Annotated in this window: 17 protein-coding genes; 12 read left to right on the top strand and 5 right to left on the bottom strand. The window is 72.9% G+C overall.

What is annotated here, in order from left to right:
- Positions 1-30 precede the first annotated feature (30 nt).
- The 4 genes from sucB (at position 31) to ACRRSS_RS07870 (ending at position 6,850) form a co-directional block, all read left to right on the top strand.
- Positions 31-1,866 carry a 2-oxoglutarate dehydrogenase, E2 component, dihydrolipoamide succinyltransferase gene (gene sucB, locus ACRRSS_RS07885; RefSeq protein WP_435970511.1) on the top strand — a complete coding sequence of 612 codons (1,836 nt, stop codon included), beginning with the start codon at positions 31-33 and terminating at the stop codon, positions 1,864-1,866.
- A 119-nt stretch (positions 1,867-1,985) separates the two neighbouring features.
- On the top strand, positions 1,986-2,609 hold the full coding sequence (locus ACRRSS_RS07880) for a GntR family transcriptional regulator (protein ID WP_435970510.1): 624 nt from the start codon (positions 1,986-1,988) through the stop codon (positions 2,607-2,609).
- A 489-nt stretch (positions 2,610-3,098) separates the two neighbouring features.
- A complete protein-coding gene (aceE, locus tag ACRRSS_RS07875; RefSeq protein WP_435970509.1) occupies positions 3,099-5,804 on the top strand; it encodes a pyruvate dehydrogenase (acetyl-transferring), homodimeric type in 2,706 nt (901 codons plus the stop codon).
- An 83-nt stretch (positions 5,805-5,887) separates the two neighbouring features.
- Positions 5,888-6,850 (top strand): helix-turn-helix transcriptional regulator, encoded by a 963-nt coding sequence (locus ACRRSS_RS07870; protein ID WP_435970508.1) that lies wholly within the window; start codon positions 5,888-5,890, stop codon positions 6,848-6,850.
- A gap of 84 nt (positions 6,851-6,934) precedes the next feature.
- Here the strand turns inward: ACRRSS_RS07870 and ACRRSS_RS07865 are convergent, their stop codons facing one another.
- Positions 6,935-7,882 carry an SDR family oxidoreductase gene (locus ACRRSS_RS07865; protein ID WP_435970507.1) on the bottom strand — a complete coding sequence of 316 codons (948 nt, stop codon included), beginning with the start codon at positions 7,880-7,882 and terminating at the stop codon, positions 6,935-6,937.
- A 100-nt stretch (positions 7,883-7,982) separates the two neighbouring features.
- Between ACRRSS_RS07865 and ACRRSS_RS07860 the strand changes: the two genes are divergently transcribed.
- Complete coding sequence (locus ACRRSS_RS07860) at positions 7,983-8,504, top strand: DUF4240 domain-containing protein (protein WP_435975274.1); 522 nt, start codon at positions 7,983-7,985, stop codon at positions 8,502-8,504.
- A 120-nt stretch (positions 8,505-8,624) separates the two neighbouring features.
- On the opposite strand, the gene ACRRSS_RS07855 is transcribed toward ACRRSS_RS07860, so the two are convergent.
- Positions 8,625-9,419: an SDR family NAD(P)-dependent oxidoreductase gene (locus ACRRSS_RS07855; protein ID WP_435970506.1), complete on the bottom strand. Its 795-nt coding sequence runs from the start codon at positions 9,417-9,419 to the stop codon at positions 8,625-8,627.
- Positions 9,420-9,570: 151 nt separating this feature from the next.
- On the opposite strand from ACRRSS_RS07855, the gene ACRRSS_RS07850 reads away from it, so the two are divergent.
- On the top strand, positions 9,571-10,227 hold the full coding sequence (locus ACRRSS_RS07850) for a TetR/AcrR family transcriptional regulator (protein ID WP_435970505.1): 657 nt from the start codon (positions 9,571-9,573) through the stop codon (positions 10,225-10,227).
- A gap of 68 nt (positions 10,228-10,295) precedes the next feature.
- Here the strand turns inward: ACRRSS_RS07850 and ACRRSS_RS07845 are convergent, their stop codons facing one another.
- On the bottom strand, positions 10,296-10,799 hold the full coding sequence (locus tag ACRRSS_RS07845; RefSeq protein ID WP_435970504.1) for an N-acetyltransferase family protein: 504 nt from the start codon (positions 10,797-10,799) through the stop codon (positions 10,296-10,298).
- Positions 10,800-10,846: 47 nt separating this feature from the next.
- On the opposite strand from ACRRSS_RS07845, the gene ACRRSS_RS07840 reads away from it, so the two are divergent.
- Together ACRRSS_RS07840 and ACRRSS_RS07835 are read left to right on the top strand one after the other, a co-directional pair.
- A complete protein-coding gene (locus ACRRSS_RS07840; protein ID WP_435970503.1) occupies positions 10,847-11,758 on the top strand; it encodes a TIGR01777 family oxidoreductase in 912 nt (303 codons plus the stop codon).
- 311 nt (positions 11,759-12,069) lie between these two features.
- The gene (locus ACRRSS_RS07835) at positions 12,070-13,446 is read left to right on the top strand and encodes an NAD(P)/FAD-dependent oxidoreductase (RefSeq protein ID WP_435970502.1); all 1,377 of its coding nucleotides are present in this window, start codon (positions 12,070-12,072) and stop codon (positions 13,444-13,446) included.
- A gap of 117 nt (positions 13,447-13,563) precedes the next feature.
- Here the strand turns inward: ACRRSS_RS07835 and ACRRSS_RS07830 are convergent, their stop codons facing one another.
- Positions 13,564-15,078 carry a regulator gene (locus ACRRSS_RS07830; protein ID WP_435970501.1) on the bottom strand — a complete coding sequence of 505 codons (1,515 nt, stop codon included), beginning with the start codon at positions 15,076-15,078 and terminating at the stop codon, positions 13,564-13,566.
- Between the two features lie 297 nt (positions 15,079-15,375).
- On the opposite strand from ACRRSS_RS07830, the gene lipB reads away from it, so the two are divergent.
- The 4 genes from lipB (at position 15,376) to ACRRSS_RS07810 (ending at position 18,481) form a co-directional block, all read left to right on the top strand.
- The gene (gene lipB / locus ACRRSS_RS07825) at positions 15,376-16,185 is read left to right on the top strand and encodes a lipoyl(octanoyl) transferase LipB (RefSeq protein ID WP_435970500.1); all 810 of its coding nucleotides are present in this window, start codon (positions 15,376-15,378) and stop codon (positions 16,183-16,185) included.
- 142 nt (positions 16,186-16,327) lie between these two features.
- Positions 16,328-17,296 carry a lipoyl synthase gene (gene lipA, locus ACRRSS_RS07820; RefSeq protein ID WP_435970499.1) on the top strand — a complete coding sequence of 323 codons (969 nt, stop codon included), beginning with the start codon at positions 16,328-16,330 and terminating at the stop codon, positions 17,294-17,296.
- Positions 17,297-17,550: 254 nt separating this feature from the next.
- The gene (locus ACRRSS_RS07815) at positions 17,551-17,766 is read left to right on the top strand and encodes an SCO2195 family GlnR-regulated protein (protein WP_030208220.1); all 216 of its coding nucleotides are present in this window, start codon (positions 17,551-17,553) and stop codon (positions 17,764-17,766) included.
- 10 nt (positions 17,767-17,776) lie between these two features.
- Entirely contained in the window at positions 17,777-18,481 is a 705-nt protein-coding gene (locus ACRRSS_RS07810; protein WP_351898671.1) for a DUF4191 domain-containing protein, read from the top strand.
- Between the two features lie 71 nt (positions 18,482-18,552).
- Here the strand turns inward: ACRRSS_RS07810 and ACRRSS_RS07805 are convergent, their stop codons facing one another.
- Positions 18,553-19,020 (bottom strand): RDD family protein, encoded by a 468-nt coding sequence (locus ACRRSS_RS07805; RefSeq protein WP_435970498.1) that lies wholly within the window; start codon positions 19,018-19,020, stop codon positions 18,553-18,555.
- Positions 19,021-19,261: the final 241 nt, after the last annotated feature.

Here is a 19,261-nt window from a genome sequence, read left to right as displayed (position 1 = left end):
TTCCGCAATTCGTTAGGAGCACCTGAAACCATGTCGGTTTCCGTAACCCTGCCGGCGCTCGGCGAGAGCGTCACCGAGGGCACCGTCACCCGCTGGCTCAAGGCCGAGGGCGAGCGTGTCGAGGCCGACGAGCCGCTGCTCGAGGTCTCGACCGACAAGGTCGACACCGAGATCCCCGCCCCCGCCTCGGGCATCCTGGCCTCCATCAAGGTCGCCGAGGACGAGACGGTCGAGGTCGGCGCCGAGCTGGCCATCATCGACGACGGCACCGGCGCCCCGGCCGAGGCTCCGGCCGCCGAGGCGGCTCCGGCTGCCGAGGCCGCTCCGGCTCCGGCCGCCGAGGCCGCCCCGGCCCCCGCGGCCGAGGCCCCGGCCCCGCAGGCCGCCCCGTCCACCGAGGCGGAGGCACCGGCTCCGGCGCCGACGGCCGAGGCGGCCGCCGGTGGCGGTTCCGCCGAAGGCACCGACGTCGTGCTGCCGGCGCTCGGCGAGTCCGTCACCGAGGGCACCGTGACCCGCTGGCTGAAGTCGGTCGGCGAGACCGTCGAGGCCGACGAGCCGCTGCTCGAGGTCTCCACGGACAAGGTCGACACCGAGATCCCGGCACCGGCCTCCGGTGTCCTCCTGGAGATCGTCGTCGCCGAGGACGAGACCGCCGAGGTCGGCGCCAAGCTGGCCGTCATCGGTGCCGCGGGTGCCGCTCCGGCCGCCGCCCCGGCTCCGGCTCCGGCCGCCCCGGCCGCCGCCCCCTCCCCGGCTCCGGCCGCCCCGGCCGCTGCCCCGGCCCCGGCCGCCCCGGCTCCGGCCCCTGCAGCTCCGGCTGCCCCTGCCGCTCCGGCGCCGGCGGCTCCGGCCGCTCCGGCCGCCGCTCCGGCTCCGGCTCCGGCTCCGGCCGCGCAGACCCCGTCCCTCGCGCCCGCGCTCGTCACCCCGGCTCCGGCCGAGGACGGCGCGTACGTGACCCCGCTCGTCCGCAAGCTCGCCACCGAGAACGGTGTCGACCTCGCGGCCGTCAAGGGCTCGGGCGTCGGCGGCCGTATCCGCAAGCAGGACGTCCTCGCGGCCGCCGAGGCCAAGAAGGCCGCCCCGGCCCCCGCCGCCGCTCCGGCCGCCGCGAAGGCCCCGGCCCTGGAGGCCTCCCCGCTGCGCGGTCAGACCGTCAAGATGACCCGCATGCGCAAGGTCATCGGCGACAACATGATGAAGGCGCTGCACGGCCAGGCCCAGCTGACCTCGGTCGTCGAGGTCGACATCACCAAGCTGATGAGGCTGCGCGGCCGCGCGAAGGACGCCTTCGCCGCCCGTGAGGGCGTCAAGCTCTCCCCGATGCCGTTCTTCGTGAAGGCGGCGGCCCAGGCGCTGAAGGCCCACCCGGTCATCAACGCCCGGATCAACGAGGACGAGGGCACGATCACCTACTTCGACACCGAGAACATCGGTATCGCGGTGGACTCCGAGAAGGGTCTGATGACCCCGGTCATCAAGGGTGCGGGCGACCTCAACATCGCCGGCATCTCGAAGAAGACCGCGGAGCTGGCCGGCGCCGTGCGCGCCAGCAAGATCACCCCGGACGACCTGGCCGGCGCGACCTTCACCATCTCCAACACCGGTTCGCGCGGCGCGCTCTTCGACACGATCATCGTGCCCCCGAACCAGGTCGCCATCCTGGGCATCGGCGCCACCGTGCGCCGTCCGGTCGTCATCAACCACCCGGACCTGGGTGAGACGATCGCGATCCGCGACATGACCTACGTCGCTCTGTCCTACGACCACCGTCTGGTGGACGGCGCCGACGCCGCCCGCTACCTGACGTCGGTCAAGGCGATCCTGGAGGCCGGCGAGTTCGAGGTCGACCTCGGTCTGTAGGACGTACGCCGAAAGGCAACGTAACGAGCCTCACCTGCGGCGCCCCCGTCCGGAAGTGTTTCCGGACGGGGGCGCCGCCGTATTGTCTTCAGAGTCAACACTCCCCGAGGAGCCGCTTCATGACCGTCCCCGTCGTCCACTCGCTGCGCGAGCAGATCCGCGAGCACATCGTGGAGGGGATCGTCAGCGGCCGCTGGAAGCCGGGCGAGCGGATCGTGGAGCGCCGGATCGCGACCGAGCTGGAGGTCTCCCAGACCCCCGTCCGCGAGGCGCTGCGCGAGCTGGAGTCACTGCGGCTGATCGAGTCGGCGCCGAACAAGGGCGTCCGGGTCCGCAATCTGACCGCCGCCGACCTGGAGGAGAGCTACCCCGTCCGCGCCGGTCTGGAGCAGATCGCGGCCGAGCTCGCGGCCGGGCGGCTCGCCACGGACTGCTCGGCCCTGGAACCGCACGTGGCGGCGCTCTACGAGGCGGACGCGGCCTCGGACGGGACGGCGCAGGTGCGGCACACGGTGGCCTTCCACCGGGAGCTGGTGAAGGCCGCGGGGAACAAGGTGCTGCTGCACACCTGGGAGACCCTCGGCATCGAGGTCTTCACGGCCCTGTCGATCCGCTGGCTCGGCACGGTCCAGAAGTCGTACGCCGAGGAACACCAGGAGCTGGTGGAGGCCTTCCGGCGGGGCGACCCGAACATCGGGGCCCTGGTGAAGGCGCACGTACTGGGCTGCGCGCCGCGCGCTTGAGACCTCGCTTCCCCTTCCTCGCCGAGCGGTCGAAGCCTCGCTTCCCCTGCCCCGCCGCGCGCTTGAGGCCTCGTTTCCCCTTCCCCTCCACACGTCCGAAACCTCACATTTCCCTCTCCGTCGCGCGCCTGCGGCCTCACCTCTCCCTCCTCCTCCCTCACTCCCTCCTCACCCCTCCCCCATCACTCCGTAACGGAGCGTGGCGGAACGTAGCGGGTCCACCCTCCCGGGCGGGCCCGCTCATTCGTGCGGGCACCCCCTCAGAAAGCCGCTCCCACCTGCGAAAACAGGGCGGAAACAAGGCACCGGGTGCCCCGTTTCGCGGCACCCTGTGCCGACTTTCTCGATCTGAAGAGGTTTTCCCCTTCAACCCTTTGATCGATCATCGATCGCCGGTTTACAGTCTTCGGCGGGCCACACCCGGCCTTTCGCCCTGTCCTGCCAGACATGGCCACCATCTCCACCCCACCTGTCCGGAAGGCGGCGATCATGACCGATCCCGTAGGCAAGATTCCGAGCGAGCTCGACCAGCTCCCGGACCGTGACACCGAGGAGACCGCCGAGTGGGCGGCCTCCCTGGACGCCGTCACCAAGGCCGCCGGCCCCCACCGGGCCGCCTACCTGATGCGCCGCACGCTCCAGCACGCCGAAGGCGCGGGCCTGGCCCTGCCCAAGCTGCTGGAGACGGACTACGTCAACACCATCCCGACCTCCGCCGAGCCGACGGGCGCCGCGTTCGACGGCGACGAGGACATGGAGCGCCGGATCACCGCCTGGAACCGCTGGAACGCGGCCGCGATGGTCTCCCGCGGCTCGAAGTACGGCGTCGGCGGTCACATCGCCACGTTCGCGTCGGCCGCCTGGCTGTACGAGACCGGCTTCAACCACTTCTTCAAGGGCAAGGAAGCCGACGGTTCCGGCGACCAGCTCTACATCCAGGGTCACGCCGCCCCCGGCATCTACGCCCGCGCGTTCCTGGACGGCCGCCTCAACGAGGCGCACCTCGACAACTTCCGGCAGGAGTCCGGCGGCAACGGCCTGCCCTCCTACCCGCACCCCCGCCGCCTCCCCTGGCTGTGGGAGTTCCCCACCGTCTCCATGGGCCTCGGTCCGCTCTCCGCGATCTACCAGGCGCGCTTCAACCGCTACCTGACCAACCGCTCCATCAAGGACGTCTCCGCCTCCCACGTGTGGGCGTTCCTCGGTGACGGCGAGATGGACGAGCCCGAGTCGACCGCGGCCCTCGCCCTGGCCGCCCGCGAGGGTCTGGACAACCTGACCTTCGTCATCAACTGCAACCTGCAGCGCCTCGACGGCCCGGTCCGCGCGAACTTCAAGATCGTGCAGGAGCTGGAGGCGCAGTTCCGCGGCGCCGGCTGGAACGTCGTGAAGTCGCTGTGGGGCAACGCCTGGGACGAGCTGTTCGCGCTCGACACCACCGGCGCCCTCGTCCGCCGCCTCCGCGAGGTACCGGACGCTCAGGTCCAGACGTACCAGACCCGTGACGCCGCCTACATCCGCCAGGACTTCTTCGGCAAGGACCCGGCGCTCGTCGCGATGGCGCGGCTGCTGAGCGACGACAAGATCCTGGAGTGCTTCCACCTCTCGCGCGGTGGCCACGAGCCGCGCAAGGTGTACGCCGCGTACAAGGCCGCCGTCGAGTTCAAGGGCGCGCCGACGGTCATCCTCGCGCAGACGGTCAAGGGCTTCACCCTCGGTGAGGGCTTCGCGTCGAAGAACGCGAACCACCAGATGAAGAAGCTCTCCACGGACGAGTTCAAGAACATGCGGGACCTCCTCGGCCTGCCGATCTCGGACGCGCAGTTCGTCGACGGCCAGGTGCCCTACGGCCACCCCGGCGCCGACTCCCCCGAGGTCCGTTACCTCCAGGAGCGCCGTGCGGCCCTCGGCGGCCCGGCCCCGGCCCGCCGCACCCAGCCGCTGGCCCCGCTGCCGGCCCCGGCCGAGAAGGCCTTCACCGCCTTCGACAAGGGCTCCGGCGCGCAGTCGATGGCCACGACGATGGCCTTCGTCCGCCTGGTCAAGGACCTGATCCGCGACAAGGAGACCGGCAAGCGCTGGGTCCCCATCGTCCCGGACGAGGCCCGCACCTTCGGCATGGAGTCGCTGTTCCCGTCGCTCGGCATCTACTCGCCGAAGGGCCAGACGTACGAGCCGGTCGACCGCGACCAGCTGATGTACTACAAGGAGGCCGTCAACGGCCAGATCCTCAACGAGGGGATCACCGAGGCCGGTTCGATGGCCGACTTCATCGCCGCGTCCACCGCGTACTCCACGCACGGTGAGGCGATGATCCCGTTCTACATCTTCTACTCGATGTTCGGCTGGCAGCGGACCGCCGACCAGATGTGGCAGCTCGGCGACCAGCTCGGCCGCGGCTTCCTCGTCGGCGCCACCGCGGGCCGTACGACCCTGACCGGTGAGGGCCTCCAGCACGCCGACGGCCACTCGCCGGTGATCGCGGCGACGAACCCGGCGGCCCTGACGTACGACCCGGCGTTCGCCTACGAGGTCGCGGCCATCGTCAAGGAGGGTCTGCGCCGGATGTACGGCGAGGCCGCCGAGGGCGAGGACCAGAACGTCTTCTACTACCTCACCGTCTACAACGAGCCGATGCCGCAGCCGGCCAAGCCGGCCGGGATCGACGAGGGCATCGTCAAGGGCCTGTACCGGTTCAACACCGCCGAGTCGGCCGGTCTCGACCTGCCGGCGAACGCCTCGCGCATCCAGCTCCTCTCCTCCGGTACGGCCATCCACTGGGCCCTGGAGGCGCAGAAGCTGCTCGCCGCCGAGTGGGGCGTGGGCGCCGACGTGTGGTCGGCGACCTCCTGGACGGAGCTGCGGCGCGACGCCCTGGAGGCCGACGCGGCGCTGCTGCGCGGCGAGGAGCAGGTGCCGTACATCCGCGAGGCCCTGGAGGGCGTCGAGTCCCCGGTCCTCGCGGTCTCCGACTACATGCGCCAGGTCCCGGACCAGATCGCGCAGTGGGTCGAGCAGGACTGGTCCTCGCTCGGTGCGGACGGCTTCGGCCTGTCGGACACCCGTGACGCGGCCCGCCGCCACTTCGGCGTCGACGCCCAGTCGATCGTCGTCGCGGCCCTCGCCCAGCTCGCCCGCCGCGGCGAGGTCCCGGCCTCGGCCGTGAAGGAGGCGCGCGAGCGCTACGGCCTGTAGGTGCGGTGGGCCCGGGAGGCCTGCCTGTAGGTCCGGTGGGCCCGGGAGGCCCGCCTGTCGGTGCGGGCACGCATGATGGAGTCATGCGTGCCGCCCGGCTGATCAAGATGGTCCTGCTGCTCCAGTCCCGTCCGTCGATGACGGCGGCCGAACTGGCCACGGAGCTGGAGGTGTCCGAACGGACCATCACCCGTGATGCCCTCGCCCTCTCCGAGGCGGGGGTTCCGGTCTACGCGGACCGGGGCAGGAGCGGTGGGTACCGGCTCGTCGGCGGCTACCGCACCCGGCTGACGGGTCTGGCGCGCGGCGAGGCCGAGGCGCTGTTCCTCTCCGGACTGCCCGGCGCGCTGCGGGACATGGGTCTGGAGGACGCGGCCTCGGCGGCCCGGCTGAAGGTGTCCGCCGCGCTGCTTCCCTCGCTGCGCGACGCCCCCGACTCGGCGGCCCAGCGCTTCCACCTCGACGCGCCCGGGTGGTACCAGGAGCCGGAGACGCCGGAGTTGCTGCCGTCGATCGCGGAGGCGGTCTGGGACGACCGGATGCTCTCCGCCCGCTACCGGCGCGGCGACCGCGAGGTGGAGCGGGAACTCGCTCCGTACGGCCTCGTCCTGAAGGCGGGCGTCTGGTACCTGTGCGCGCGCTCCGGCACGGCGTTCCGTACGTACCGGGTGGACCGCTTCGCCGCCGTCGCCCTCGCCGGGGAACGGTTCGTCCGGGACGAGGCCTTCGACCTGCCCGCCTACTGGGCCGACCGCTCGGCGGAGTTCGCCCGGTCGATCCTGCGCGGTCGGATCGTCGTACGGCTCACGGAGGCGGGGGCGCGACGGCTGCCGTACGTGACGGACCGCGCGGCGGCCGAGGAGGCCCTGGCGGCGGGCGCGCGGGACGCGGAGGGCCGCGTGACGGCGACGCTCCCGGTGGAGAGCGAGGAGATCGCCTTCGCCCAGCTCCTCACCCTCGGCGCGGAGGCGGAGGTGCTGGCCCCGGACACGCTCCGCGCACGGTTCGCGGAGGCGGCCCGGGGCCTGGTGGAGCTGTACGGGTGAGGCGTCACGGGTGAGGCGTCGCGGGCGGGCGGTGGCGGGTGAGCGGTGGCGTGCGGTGGTCGTCCGCTCCTCGACGGCCGGGACCTACCGGTAGTCGTCCACGGACACGTCCTGGTCCGTCTCCTTCGCGATGATGAAGCCCCACGCGTCCGGCCGTGATCCGTCCGCGTCGGTGAAGCCGTACTCCTTCGCCAGCTGTCCGCTGGAGAGGGAGCCGCCGTTCCAGCGGGCCCGGTCGGGGTCGGCGGCGAGGGCGGCGACCGCACGGCCGACGTAGACCGGCGACTCGGCGACGGCGAAGTCGGGGAGCTTCTCGACTGCGTCGCGCCAGTTCTCCTCGGTCACGCCGAAGTGGTCCAGCATCTGCTCGGAGCGGAGCCAGCCGGGGGTGAGGGCGACCGCCGTGCCGCCGGACTCCGCCAGCTCCTTGCCGAGGCCGAACGCCATCCGGATCGGGGCGTTCTTGGCGAGGTCGTAGAAGACGTTCTCGCGGTAGCGGGTGCCGTTGTACTTCCGGGTGCCGTCGGTGACCTCGATCAGGAGACCGCCGGGGTTGCGGACGAGCAGCGGGACAGCCGCCGCGCTGGTGATCAGATGGCTCTTCACGCCCAGCTCCAGCATCCGCAGCCCGTCGGCGAGCTCGACCTCCCAGATCTTCTTGCCGAAGCCGGCGATGACCAGGTGCTCGCCGCCCCAGACGTCGTTGACGAGGACGTCGAGCCTCCCGCGCTCCCGGTCGATCCGGTCGACCAGGGCCCGCACCTGCTCGACCTCCAGGTGGTCGGTGGGGACGGCGATGCCCTCTCCGCCCGCGGCCGTCACCAGTTCGGCGGTCTCCTCGATGGTCTCGGTGGTCCGGCCGACCTCGCTGACCTTCTCGCGGGTGGTCCGCCCGGTGACGTACACCGTGGCTCCCGCCGCGCCGAGCTGGACGGCGATGGCCCGTCCGGCGCCCCGGGTGGCCCCGGCGACCAGGCAGATCCGTCCCCGCAGGCTGTTCGTGTCCGTCGTTTCCGTCGTCTCCGTCGTCATGAACACCAGACTGACAGGAAAGTAAGACATCCTCTGTCCGGATTCATTTCGGGCTTTCCGGGTGCGTCGCACCCCCCGAGCCAGGATGCTTGGTCCCGTGATGGACGAGACCGAGTTCTGGGAGATCATCGACGCCAGCCGAGAGGACGCCGAGGGCGACCCCGAGGAACAGGCCGATCTGCTCGTGGAACGGCTGACCCGGCTGGACCCCGACTCCGTGCTCGACTACGCGCGCCATTTCGAGGCCCGCTACAACCGCGCGTACCTCTGGGATCTGTGGGGCGCGGCGGCCGTGCTGTTCGACGGGGCGGGGGACGAGACCTTCGACTCGTTCCGCTGCTGGCTCATCGGCCAGGGCCGGGAGGTCTACGAGGGCGCTGTGCACGATCCGGACGCGCTGGCGGAGCTGCTCGACGACTTCGACGTGGAGATCGACGGGGACGGCGAGGAGATCGGTTTCGCGGCGGACGAGGCGTACGAGCGGCTGACCGGCGCCGAGACCCCGGACCTGGGCATCCCGATGCCGGGCGGGGAGCCGCTGGGCGCCCCCTTCGACCTGGAGGACGACTCCGTGCTCGCGGCCCGCTTCCCGCGCCTGTGGGAGCGTTTCGGGGCGGCGTGAGGGGCGGCGTGCGGGGCCGGGGGCGGGTGAGGGGCGGGGTTCGGCGCGGCGTGCGGAACGTGGTGAGGAACGGCCCCCGGGACGTCCCGGGGGCCTGACGCCCACAGCTGCGTCACACCGTCAGAAGTGCGTTCCGCCGTCGATGCGGACCTCGGTGCCGGTGATGAACCTGCCGTCCTCGCTCGCCAGCATCGCGACGACTCCGGCGACGGTCTCGGGGCCCGCGAAGCCCTGGCCGAGGGCGGGGGCCAGCTTGGCGAAGAGGGAGAAGTCGGCGTCCGCGGGGAGGCCGGGGCCGACGCTCTGACGGCTGGCGCCGGTGCCGTCGGTCATGCCGGAGGAGATGGAGCCGGGCTGGACGGCGGTGAAGCGGATGCCCCGCCCGGCGTACTCGGCGGCGAGGGCGTGGGTCATGGACTGGATGCCGCCCTTGCTGGCCGCGTAGGCCGCCATGTAGGGGTGCGCGAACATCGCGGAGGTGGAGGAGAAGTTCACGACGGCGGGGCCGTCGCCCTCCAGGAGCGCGGGTATCGCCTCGCGGATCACGAGGAACGTGCCGGTGAGGTTGATCCGTACGACCTGCTCGAACGCGGCGAGGCTCGTCTCGTGGGTGTGCGAGGAACGCAGGACGCCGGCCGCGTTGACCAGGACGTCCAGGCCGCCGAGCGCCTCGACGGCGGCGGCGACACCGGCGCGTACGGAGGCCTCGTCGGCGACGTCCAGGACGACGGCGGTGAGGCGGTCGGCGGCGTCGCCGGCCTTGGCGGCGGTGTCCTTGAGACCGTCCTCGCTGATGTCGGCGGCGACGACCCGGCCTCCCTCGGCGAGCACGCGCAGCACGGTGGCCTGGCCGATGCCGGAGCCACCCCCGGTGATGAGGGCGCGGCGTCCTTCGTAACGGGTCAGCTGGTTCATGGCGGCAACCTCTCGATGTCGAGTTTCCGAAGATCCGGGGAGCCGTTCGGGCGACTCTCCGGGGGAACGTCGCCACCGTACGCCCACATGGCACGTTTTGCCATGAGTGCACGTCGTGCAGGACAGACAGTCACGGGCGTACGCTTCGTCCGTGAGCACCAAGCCCGAGGGGGCCGCGCCCCCCACCCGGACGCTGACGGAGCGCCGCAAGGCCGCCACCCAGCTGGACATCGCGCGCGCCGCCGCCGAGCTCTTCACCGAGCACGGGCCCGACGGCACCACGGCCGAGGACATCGCCCTGCGGGCCGGGGTCGCGCTGCGCACCTTCTACCGGTACTTCCGCTCCAAGCAGGACGCCGTGGCCCCGCTCCTCGCGGGCGGCGCCGACCGCTGGCGCGAGCTCCTCTCCGCGACGGAACCCGGCGCGGGCGTGCCCGAGGCCCTGGAGCGGTCGATCGCCGCGTCGCTGACCCCCGGGGACGCGGCGGCGGAGGAGGGGCTGCGCTGGACGCGCGGACTGCTGCGCGCGGCGGCCGAGGACCCCGCGCTCCGCGCCGTCTGGTACCGGGTCAACCAGGAGTCCGAGGAGCGGCTGCGCGAGGTCGTCGCCGGGCTCGCGGGACCGCACGCCGACCCGCTGGAGGTACGGCTCGCGGCGGCCGCGGCCACGGACGCCATCCGGATCGCCCTGGAGAGCTGGGCGGAGACGGACGCCCCGGTCCGCGGCGAGGGCGCGCCGGCGGGGCTCGCGGTCCGGTGCCTGCGCGAGCTGATGGGCGGGATGAGGCTGCTGAACCCCGGGGCCTGAGGCCGGCGGGCGGCCGGCGGCGGGCGGCGGGCCGCCCGGTCGTCGTCAGCCCGGTGGTCAGGTGGTCGTCAGCCGGTGGTCAGCGACCGGCCCATGAGGATGTCGTCGACGTACGCCCCGGCCAGGAACATCTCCCCCGGCAGCACGCCCTCGACCGCGAACCCCTCGGAGGCGTAGAGCGCGCGGGCCGGGGCGTTGTGGCCCAGCACGCGGAGGGTCATCCGGACGGCGCCGTCCGCGCGCGCCTTCTCCATCGCGGCCCGCAGCAGCGCCCGCGCCACCCCGTACCCCCGGGCGGACTCGGCGACCACCAGGCCCTGGACCTGGCGGACGTGGGCGGTGGCGGCCAGCGTGGTCGGCGGCACGATCCGGATGTAGCCGACGACCACGCCCCCGCGCACCGCGACGAGGTAGTCCTCGGGCAGGTGGCGCTCGTCGAAGAAGGGTTCGTACGGCGGGGTCGGCGCGGGCAGCACCGCGTGCAGGGGCGACCAGGTGACCCGGTCGAGCTCGGCGAGGACGTCGTCGTCCTCCCGTTCGGCGGTACGTATCAGCGTCTCCGGCACGATCATGACCGCCACTGTGCCATGCGGCGGGCAGAGGAGGGCAGGATGGCCCCATGCAGCGTTCCGCCACCCGCAAACGTGTCGCCGTCACCGGCGCCTCCGGGCTCATCGGCTCCGCCCTCGTCCGCTCCCTGCGCGCCGACGGCCACGAAGTCCTCCGGCTCGTCCGCCGGCCCGCCCGGGCCGCCGACGAGGTCGAATGGGACCCGAAACGGCTGTACGTCGACGCCGCCGGGCTCGTCGGCGTCGACTCCGTCGTCCACCTGGCGGGCGCCGGCGTCGGCGAGCGCCGCTGGAACGAGGCGTACAAGCAGGAGATCCGGGACAGCCGGGTGCTCGGCACGACCGCGATCTCCCAGGCCCTCGCCTCGCTCGCGGAGCCGCCGGAGAGCCTCGTGTGCGGCACGGCGCTCGGCTGGTACGGGGACACCGGCAGCCGCGCGGTCGACGAGAGCGCCCCCGCGGGCACGGGCTTCCTGCCCTCGGTCTGCGTCGAGTGGGAGGCGGCGGCGGCCCCCGCCGAGGAGGCCGGCATCCGGGTCACGTACGCCCGCACCGGCCTGGTGGTGGCACGCGAGGGCGGGGCCTGGGGACGGCTCTTCCCGATCTTCCGGGCCGGGCTCGGCGGGCGGATGGGCGACGGCCGCCAGTACTGGTCGTTCATCGCGCTCCACGACGAGGTGGCCGCACTGCGCCATCTCGTCGACACCCCGGCGCTCTCGGGCCCGGTGAACCTGACCGCCCCCGAGCCGGTCACCAACCGCGAGGTGACGGCGGCGATGGGCCGGGTGCTGCGCCGCCCGACCCTCTTCCCGGTGCCCGCGTCCGCCCTGAGGGCGGTGCTCGGGGACTTCGCGCAGGACGTGCTGGGGAGTCAGCGGGTGCTGCCGGGGCGGCTGTTGGAGACCGGTTTCGACTTCGCGTTCCCGACGATCGACGACTCGATCCGCGCGGCGACGCGCTGAGGCCCGGGGCGGGCCACGCGTCGAAGCCCGGCGGTGACGTCCAGCCGGTCCCCGCTGCGGCTCCTCGAAGCCCGGCGGTGACGTCCGGCCGGTGCCCGGTGCGCCTCAGCTCCCCCCTGCTCCCCGCCCGCCCCACCCTCCCCGGTGTCCGCACCCCCTGCGCTCCCCCGTGCCGCACGCACCCCCGGTGCGCGCGGCTGGCACCCGTGAGGGCGCTGCCTAGGCTCGACACGAACGGCGAACTCGGGCATTCCGGAGGCCCGTTGGGGGCATAGGCCTCCCACCGGCCGCGCCGACCTGGGGAGGGGCACGTGCTCAACAGCGCAGACAGCGCAAGGAACGCACAGCGTACGGACGTCGTGGAGGCCGTCGACGTCGTCATCGTGGGAGCCGGGGTCGCGGGTCTCGCGGCCGCCCATCGACTGACCGGCGCCGGACTCTCCGTCGCCGTCCTGGAGGCGGAACCCCGCGTCGGGGGCCGGATGGCGACCGAGGCCGTCGACGGCTTCCTCCTCGACCGGGTCGGGCCGCTGCTCACCCTGTCGTACGAGGAACTGCGCGCCGCCCCGGGGCTCGACGGCCTCGTGCTGCGCCCCTTCACCCCCGGGGTGCTGGTGCACAGCGACGGCCGGTACGCGCGGTGGGGCGCCCCGCATCCGCGCCGGGCGCCCGGCGGGCCCCGGGGTACGGGCCACCGGAGCGTGGGGGGAGCGTTCAGCGTGGCGCGCGCCCTCGCGAGCGCCCCCCGGCATCCGGCCGCCTCCCTCGACCAGGCGCGGCTCGGGGCCTCGCTCGTCCGGCTCGCCGCGACCCCGACGCAACGGATCCTCGCCCGTCCCGAGCGGACCGCGCGCGAGGCGCTCACCGCCCGGCTGCCCGCCCGGACCGTGCAGGGGGTGCTGCGGCCGCTGCTCGCCGCGCTCCTCGGCGACCCGGACCTCGGCATGTCGAGCCGTCGCGCGGACCTCGCGCTGCGCGCCTTCGCCCGGGGCAGGCTGGCCGTCCCCGAGGGCGGTTCGACGGCGCTGCCCGAGCGGCTGGCCGCCGCGCTGCCGCCGGGCACGGTCCGTACCGGCGTACGGGTCACGGAGGCGTCCATCTCGCGGGTCACGACGGAGGCGCACGGGGTGCTCCGGTGCCGTTCGGTGGTGCTCGCGACGGGGGCGCGGACGGCGGCGGAGCTGCTGCCGGGACTGCGGACGCCGGCGTTCCACGCCGTCACGGTGCTCCATCACGCCGCGCCCTCGGCGCCCACCGGGGACCCGACGCTGCTCCTGGAGTCCGATCAGGGCGGGCCGGTGGCCCACACGGCGGTGATGAGCGCGGTCGACCCGGTCCGTGCGCCCGAGGGCCGGACGCTGATCACGTCGACGGTGCTCGGGACGCCGCCGGACGACACCGAGCGGCGGGTCCGCAAGCACCTGGCCACGCTGTACGGCACGTCGACCGACGAGTGGGAGCTGCTCGCCCTGCACCACACGCCGGACGCGGTGCCGGCGATGACGCCGCCGCACGACGCCGACCGCTCGGTGCGGCTGCTCTCGGGCCTCTACGTCTGCGGCGACCACCGGGCCGTGAGCACGCCCCAGGGCGCCCTCACGTCGGGCCACCGCGCGGCCGCCGCGCTCCTCGCGGACCTGGGCCTCCGCCTCCCGACCGAACCCTCGCCGGGGGAGGCGGCGGCCTAGCGGCCCGGCGGCCCTCCGGACGGAGGGTGGGCGCAACCCACTACGGGCCCGCACACGGGGTGCGGGCCCAGGGGCGAGGCCTGGGGTGGCAAGCCCGGACGGGACGCCGCCCCGCGGTCAGCCGATGGCGGCGACCCGGTCCCGGTAGGTGCGGGCCGCCGCCGCGTCGCGGTACGGCTCCAGGCGACGCTCGAAGTCGCGTACGTACTCCACCGCCCGCGCCGACCGCATCTCCGAAGCCTGCTGGGCCGCCTCGGCCCCCAGCGCGCACGCCTGGTCGAGTTCGCCCAGGGCGAGGCGGGAGGTGGCGAGCACGACCCGGCAGAAGAGGCGGCTGCGGGCGAAGCCGGGGGCGCGGAGCTGCAGGGCGCGTTCGGCGTACTGCGCGGCGAGCCGGTACTGCTGGAGGTCGCGGTGGCAGTGCCCGAGTTCGTCGGCGAGCTGGGCCTCGTCGAACATCCGGGCCCAGTACGGCACCTCGTCGCCCGGCCGGGCCGCTTCGAGTGCCCGCTCGGCGCGGACGACGGAGGCGCTGCACGCGCGCGTCTCGCCGAGGACCGCGTGCCCGCGCGCCTCGACCGCGTGCAGCATCGCCTGGACGACGGGCGGGGCGGCGGTCCCGACGCCCTGCTGGGCGACCCGGGCGAGCTGCACGGCCTCGCGCCCGTGGCCGAGGTAGACGGCCTGGCAGCTCATGGTGACGAGCACATAGGAGCCGTAGGCCCGGTCGCCGGCGGCCTGGGCGAGGCGCAGCGCCTGGACGAAGTAGCGCTGGGCGAGCCCGTGGGCGGCGATGTCGTACGACGTCCAGCCCGCGAGCCGGGTGAGGTCGGCGGCGGCGGCGAAGAGACGGCGGCCGGTGGACTCCCCGTACGTGCCGCGCAGCATCGGCTCGGCCTCGTGCTCCAGGTAGCGGACGAGGGCCTGGCGGGCGTGGCCGCCGCCGTAGGCGTGGTCGAGGGTGCGGAAGAGCTCGCCGACGGAGCGGAGCGCCGCGACGTCGCCGCTGGAGACCCGCTGCCCGGGCCCCCGGTCCGTGCCGCGCTGCCGGGGCACGGAGAAGCGGCCCTGCGGCGGGACCCGGGGGTCGTGCGGGACGCGCGTGTCGTGCGGGTGCCGGGCGGCCTCGGCGGCGGTGGGGGCCGTGGTGGAGACGCGCGGCCCGGACGGCTGGTCCCCCCGGGCCACCCGCTCGTCGGCGCGGCCGATCAGCCAGTCGCGGCTGGGGACGACCAGGCCCGCCGGGGTGAAGGCGATCTTGCGGAGTTCGGCGTGGCTGCCGGAGTCCTTGCGCCAGAGGCCGCTGACGATGTCGACCGCCTCCTCGGGGGTCGCGGCGAACTCCAGGCCCGCGTAGACGGGCGCGCAGGCGTCGAGGCCGAGGTCCTGGGCGGAGAGCCGGCGGCCGAGGCGACGGGTGAAGACCTCGGCGATGAGGGCCGGCGTGGTGCCGCGCGGCTGCTGGCCGCGGAGCCAGCGGGTCACCGAGGTCTTGTCGTACCGCAGGTCGAGACCGTGCTCCAGACCGAGCTGGTCCACTCGTCTCGCCAGGCCCGCATGGGAGAACCCGGCTTCGGCGATGAGTGAGGCGAGCTGGCGGTTCGGGATGCGCTGCGGTGGTCGTTCCGTCATCAGCTGTGCGGTCTCCTGCCTTCCGGGTCCGGGCGGCAGCCCCGTCGGACCCTCATGGAACGGCGTGAATTTAGCGGTCCTCACGGCCTGTACCGCCACCTTCGCCCCACATTCATCCGATCGTGTGAGGATTGACGGCATCGCTGACGTAGCGGCCCCGGCCACCCCCGTCCACCTGCCGGAGGGGTGTACCGGGCTCGGCCGTACAGTGGCATGGGCGCGAATGACGCATGGTGCCGCGCCGGCCCGGGCTGATCCCCGGTCGCCGGCCCGTGGCACCCAGGAGGAGGCATGGCCGTGAGTGAGCTGCGATTCGTCCGCCTTGGATTCGGCGCGGACGCCGTCGAGTACCGGGTGGCCTGGGACAAGCAGCGCGAGGTGCACGCCGCGCGGTTCGCCGACGAGATCGACGACACCTGTCTGCTGCTGGAGCACCCTCCGGTCTACACGGCCGGCCGGCGCACGGCGGAGAGCGAGCGACCCCTCGACGGGACGCCGGTGGTGGACGTGGACCGCGGCGGCAAGATCACCTGGCACGGTCCCGGCCAGCTGGTCGGCTACCCGATCATGAAGCTGCCCCGCCCGGTGGACGTCGTCGCGCACGTCCGCCGCCTGGAGGACGCGCTGATCCTCACCGCCGCCGAGTTCGGCGTGGAGACGAGCCGGGTGGAGGGCCGCAGCGGGGTGTGGGTGCTCGGTGATCCGGTGGAGCACCGGCCCGCGCTCGGCGGTCTGTCGCTCGACTTCGACCCGCGTCTGAACGACGAGGAGTTCGACCCGCGCCTGAACGGCCCCGAGTACGCCCCGTCCAACGCCGGCCAGCGCCGCGAGGACCGCAAGCTCGCCGCGATCGGCATCCGGGTCGCCAAGGGCGTCACCATGCACGGCTTCGCCCTGAACGTGAACCCGGACAACGCCTGGTTCGACCGGATCATCCCGTGCGGCATCCGCGACGCGGGCGTGACGTCCCTCGCCAACGAGCTGGGCCGGGACATCACGATCGAGGAGGTGCTCCCGGTGGCGGAGCGCCACCTGCGGTCCGTCCTGGAGGGCGCGGAGCTGAGGCCCCGCGAGATCGGGCGTCCGGTGGAGACGGCCTCGGCCTGAGAACGCGAGGACCGAGGAACCCGGGAAACTGGGAACCGGAGGAATGCGGGGCGCTGGCCAGAGGTTGGCCAGACGTAGTAAGGCATGGGAAGCAACGGCGTACCCTGGTGTGCGCCGAAGAATCGAAGCTACAGGAGCCGATGTGTCCGCAGTCGCACCCGACGGACGCAAGATGCTGCGCCTGGAGGTCCGGAACGCCCAGACCCCCATCGAGCGTAAGCCCGAGTGGATCAAGACGCGGGCGAAGATGGGGCCCGAGTACACGAAGATGCAGAGCCTCGTGAAGAGCGAGGGTCTGCACACGGTCTGCCAGGAGGCGGGCTGTCCCAACATCTTCGAGTGCTGGGAGGACCGCGAGGCGACCTTCCTCATCGGCGGTGACCAGTGCACCCGGCGCTGCGACTTCTGCCAGATCGACACGGGCAAGCCCGAGGCGCTGGACCGTGACGAGCCCCGCCGGGTCGGCGAGTCGGTCGTCACGATGGACCTGAACTACGCCACCATCACCGGCGTCGCGCGCGACGACCTGGAGGACGGCGGTGCCTGGCTGTACGCGGAGACCGTGCGCCAGATCCACGAGCAGACGGCGGACCGCGCCGACGGCCGCACGAAGGTCGAGCTGCTCGCTCCCGACTTCAACGCGGTGCCGGAGCTCCTGGCGGAGGTCTTCGCCTCCCGCCCCGAGGTCTTCGCGCACAACGTGGAGACGGTGCCGCGGATCTTCAAGCGCATCCGTCCGGGCTTCCGGTACGAGCGCTCCCTGGACGTCATCACGCGGGCGCGTGACTACGGTCTGGTCACGAAGTCGAACCTGATCCTCGGCATGGGCGAGACCCGCGAGGAGGTCAGCGAGGCGCTCCGGCAGCTGCACGACGCGGGTTGCGAACTGATCACGATCACGCAGTACCTGCGCCCCTCCGTCCGGCACCACCCGGTGGAGCGCTGGGTGAAGCCGCAGGAGTTCGTGGAGCTGAAGGAGGAGGCCGACGAGATCGGCTTCTCCGGTGTGATGTCGGGCCCGCTGGTCCGCTCCTCGTACCGCGCGGGACGTCTGTTCCAGCAGGCGATCGAGAAGCGCGGCGCGGTCGACAACGCCACCCACGCTGTGTGAATCCGAGCACAAGTGGTTACCGGCTGGTAATGGCCGGAACCGGCGCGGCCCGTACGCCCCCGCAGCTCAGCGGGGATGTACGGGCCGCGCCGGTGTTTCCGCACTGCTCCGCCTGGCCGCATCAACGTTTCACCAGTGTTTGACCACCGGGTCACGCCCTGGTAACACCAGTCTGTGAGCCTGGTTTCACTCACCGCCACCGCACGCTCACGCCCCCCGCCTCGTCTCACCCGCTATCGAGGGAGGACCCCGACATGCCGGCCGCATCGACGCACGTCCGCGTCACCGCGATCCCGTCCGTCACCGACGCCCTGAAGGCCGTGGAAGCCCTGCTCCTCGGCGCCGGGCAGCGCACCGCCCGGCGCAACGCCTGGAACTCCGTCCTGGAGGACCGCCGTCGCGCCAAGGACAGGGTCGAGGCCCAGCACGTGATGGAGGTCGCGTCGGGCCGGACTTCCCGGGCCACGTAAACTTCAGGACATGGCGAGGAAGGCAAACACGGGCAGCGCTGACGCTGCGAACCAGGGGCGGCTCAAGCAGATCGCCCTCACGTACAAGATGACCCGAAAGGCTGACCCGAAGGTCGGACTTGTCGTCGCAGGCGTGGGCATCGTCGTACTCGGTGTCCTCCTCGCGATCGGCTTCCTGATCGGTCACCCGGTCTACCTGGGCATCCTGGGCTTCGTCCTGGCGCTCCTGGCGGCGGCCATCGTGTTCGGGCGGCGCGCCGAGCGCGCGGCCTTCGGGCAGATGGAGGGCCAGCCCGGGGCGGCGGCGGCGGTGCTGCAGAACGTCGGGCGCGGCTGGACGACGACCCCCGCGGTCGCGATGAACCGCAGCCAGGACGTCGTGCACCGCGCGGTCGGCCGGGCCGGGATCGTGCTGGTGGCGGAGGGCAACCCGAACCGGGTGAAGCCTCTGCTCGCGGCCGAGAAGAAGCGGATGAACCGCGTCGTGGTGGACGTGCCGGTGACCGACATCATCGTCGGTGACGGCGAGGGCCAGGTGCCGCTCAAGAAGGTCCGCACGACCATGCTCAAGCTGCCTCGGGTGCTCACCGGCCCGCAGGTGACGGTGGCCAACGACCGGCTTCGGGCGATGGGCGACCTGATGAGCAACATGCCGCTGCCGAAGGGTCCGATGCCGAAGGGCATGCGGATGCCGCGGGGCGGAAAGACGCGCTGACGCGCCCGACCGAACACAGAAGAGGGGCTCCGGACCGCCAGGTCCGGAGCCCCTCTCTCATGCCCGGAAGGTCAGATGCGGACCTGGACGGCGCCCGAGAGGCGGTCGTGGAGGCCGCGGCCGTCGCGGTCCCAGATGAGGGCCGGGATCGCCAGGCAGACGAGCAGGGAGCGGAGCACCACCCGCGGCAGGCCGAGCCGGCCGCCGTTCACGGAGACGACCTGGAGGCCGAAGAGGCGCTTGCCGGGCGTCGAGCCGATGGTGCCGACCGTCAGCACGCTCACGACGAGGAGCAGGCCGAGGGCCCAGTTCCCCGTCGCCTGGTTGTAGCCGTCGGTGATCAGGCCGTATGCGATCAACGTGCAGAGGGCCCAGTCGACGGAGAGGGCGCCGAGGCGCCGCCCGGGGCGGGCGATCGAACCGGGGCCCTCCTCGGGCAGCCCGAGCTGCTGACCGCGGTAGCCGAAGTCGACGCCTGCGTCCTCGGCCGCCGCGCGGGGGCCGGAGAGCCAAGATCCGAGTGCTTGCCTGTTGTCCACCCGACCACGGTACTGCGCCCGTTTTTGATCACTTCGGCCCGGGTAGGCGAAGCCGGACCGACGCTCCGGCGCGGCGCGGCCCGGGCACGACCCACACCCAGGCCGGTTAACTTCGACGAAACAATTGGGTCATGCTTGAGAAATCCCGTCTGCCTATGGTCGGGTCCAGCGTGTGCCACCGCACTGGCCGCACGACCGAGCTGCAAACCCCGCCCCTCCCCGGGCCGGGAGTAGGAGGAGT

Source organism: Streptomyces sp. Qhu_M48 (assembly GCF_051305195.1).
Taxonomy (GTDB): Bacteria; Actinomycetota; Actinomycetes; order Streptomycetales; family Streptomycetaceae; genus Streptomyces.
Note: the sequence above shows the minus strand (reverse complement) of the source record. Positions and strands in the feature narration are given on the sequence as shown.